Genomic DNA, 2,078 nt, shown 5'->3' with positions numbered 1-2,078 from the left:
AGCAGCGAGCCTTGCGCGCCCTCGAACAGCAGGTTGGCGCCGGCCTTGTGCGCGGCGTACAGCGCGCTGGAGACGTCGGCCACCATCGGACGCAGGCGCGGCACGTAGGCCAGCGCGTCGTCGAGGGTCTTCTGATAGTCGACTCGCGGCGCCTTCAGATAATGCTCGAGCACGAAGTTATGGTAGTCGAGGGTCTCGGCCAGCTTTTCGGCCAGGCGCGTCTCGTTGAGCAGGTCGGCGATGCGGATCGCGCGGCGTGCCACTTTGTCTTCGTAGGCCGGGCCGATGCCCTTGCCGGTGGTGCCGATCTTGGCCGCGCCGCGTGCCGCTTCGCGGGCCGCGTCGAGCGCCGAGTGGTAAGGGAAAATGACCGGCGACGCTTCCGAGATCTTCAGGCGCGACGCCACTTCGACGCCGACCGCTTGCAGCTTGTCGATTTCACGCAGCACGTCCAGCACCGACACCACCACGCCGTTGCCGATGTAGCAGGCCACGCCCGGGCGCATGATGCCCGACGGGATCAGTTGCAGCGCCGTCTTGACGCCGCCGATGACCAGCGTGTGGCCGGCGTTGTGGCCGCCCTGGAAGCGCACCACGCCTTGCGCGTGATCGGTCAGCCAGTCGACGATTTTGCCCTTGCCCTCATCGCCCCACTGGGTACCGATAACGACGACGTTCTTTGCCATGTTTTTCTTTGACATCATACTAACCTAAGGTTTTAAGAATCCAGTTACTGCCATTGTCGGCGAGGACCAGCGCGCGATCGCACTCGAACTCGTCCTGCTCGTTGCTGTGACCCGGCATACTCTGGATCACGACTTCGCCAGCCTTGCGCAGGGCGGCGATTTTTTCTTTCAGTTCCGGCGCATTGCCCCACGGCGCCCGGATCGAATGCTTGCGTTCCGCCGTCGGCAGCAGCCGCGCCAGTTCGCGCAAGTCGAGCGAGAAGCCGGTCGCGGGCCGGGCCCGGCCGAACGCTTCGCCGACGTGGTCGTAGCGCCCGCCGCGCGCCACCGCGTTCGGCAAGCCCGGCACGTAGAGCGCGAACATCGCGCCGCTCTCGTACTGGTAGCCGCGCAGGTCGGCCAGGTCGATCGCCACCTCGGCGCGGCCGATGGCCGATCCGGCCAGCGCCGCCAGTTCGGCCAGCGCCTTGGCGATGCCGGGCAAATCGGGCAGCACGTCGCGCGCGCGCTTCAACACGTCGACGTCGCCATATAAATTCGGCAGCGCCAGCAAGGCGGCGCGCACCGGCGGCGCATAGCGCGCCGTCAATTCGTTCAAGGCCGGCACGTCCTTCGCGCGCAGCGCCAGGTACAGCGCCGCCTCGTCTTTTTGGGCGGCGGCGTCGTCGGCGATGATGGCGCGCAGCACGCCGACGTGCGACAGGTCGAGCCGGACCTCATCGAAACCGGCCAGCGCCAGCGAGGCCAGCGCCAGCTCCTGGATCTCGGCGTCCGCTTCGAGGCCGGCGTGGCCATAGATTTCGGCGCCGATCTGCAAGGGCTCGCGGGTCGCGTGCAGGCCCGACGGACGGGTGTGCAGCACGCTGCCGGCGTAGCACAGCCGCGTGACCGACGTGCGGTTCAACAGGTGCGCGTCGATGCGCGCGACCTGTATCGTCATGTCGGCGCGCAGGCCCAGCAGGCGACCGGAAATCTGGTCGACCAGCTTGAAGGTGCGCAGGTCCGTATCCTGGCCGGCGCCGGTCAGCAGCGATTCCAGATATTCGAGCAGCGGCGGCATCACCAGTTCATAACCGTAGAGACGGAAATTATCCAGCATCGACCGGCGCAGCTCTTCAATCTTGCGCGCTTCCGACGGCAAAACGTCGGCTATATTTTCAGGCAAAAGCCAATTCGGCATGGGGGGACTGAATACGCAGATTAAGGAAAAATAAACACTGAGGCGCGACTGCGCACAACAGCAAGCAAACGGCCGAACCTGATATTTTACGCGAAAATGCGGCGGGAGAGGATAAATTCGCGCGGGCGGGCGGCAAAGTGGGCGCGGATGCGCGGTTTGGGGCGTGGAGAGCTCGCGCCAACGAAACCGGGGTCAGACCACGGTTTCGAATG

General features: G+C 65.4%; 2 protein-coding genes. Both read right to left on the bottom strand.

Translation table 11 applies throughout. From position 1 onward, the window contains the following. Window positions 1-701: adenylosuccinate synthetase (locus Q0S71_RS27345; protein WP_296002983.1), on the bottom strand; the 701-nt coding region annotated here is incomplete at its 3' end. A gap of 4 nt (window positions 702-705) precedes the next feature. Then, complete coding sequence (locus Q0S71_RS27340) at window positions 706-1,866, bottom strand: ATP phosphoribosyltransferase regulatory subunit (RefSeq protein WP_296002979.1); 1,161 nt, start codon at window positions 1,864-1,866, stop codon at window positions 706-708. Window positions 1,867-2,078 lie beyond the last annotated feature (212 nt).

This window comes from Rugamonas sp., assembly GCF_025354735.1.
Lineage (GTDB): Bacteria > Pseudomonadota > Gammaproteobacteria > Burkholderiales > Burkholderiaceae_D > Rugamonas.
Note: the sequence above shows the minus strand (reverse complement) of the source record. Positions and strands in the feature narration are given on the sequence as shown.

Coding starts and splice junctions, on each gene's coding strand:
- Q0S71_RS27340 (WP_296002979.1), bottom strand. CDS start 1,866: ATGCCGAATTGGCTTTTGCCTGAAAATATAGCCGACGTTTTGCCGTCG.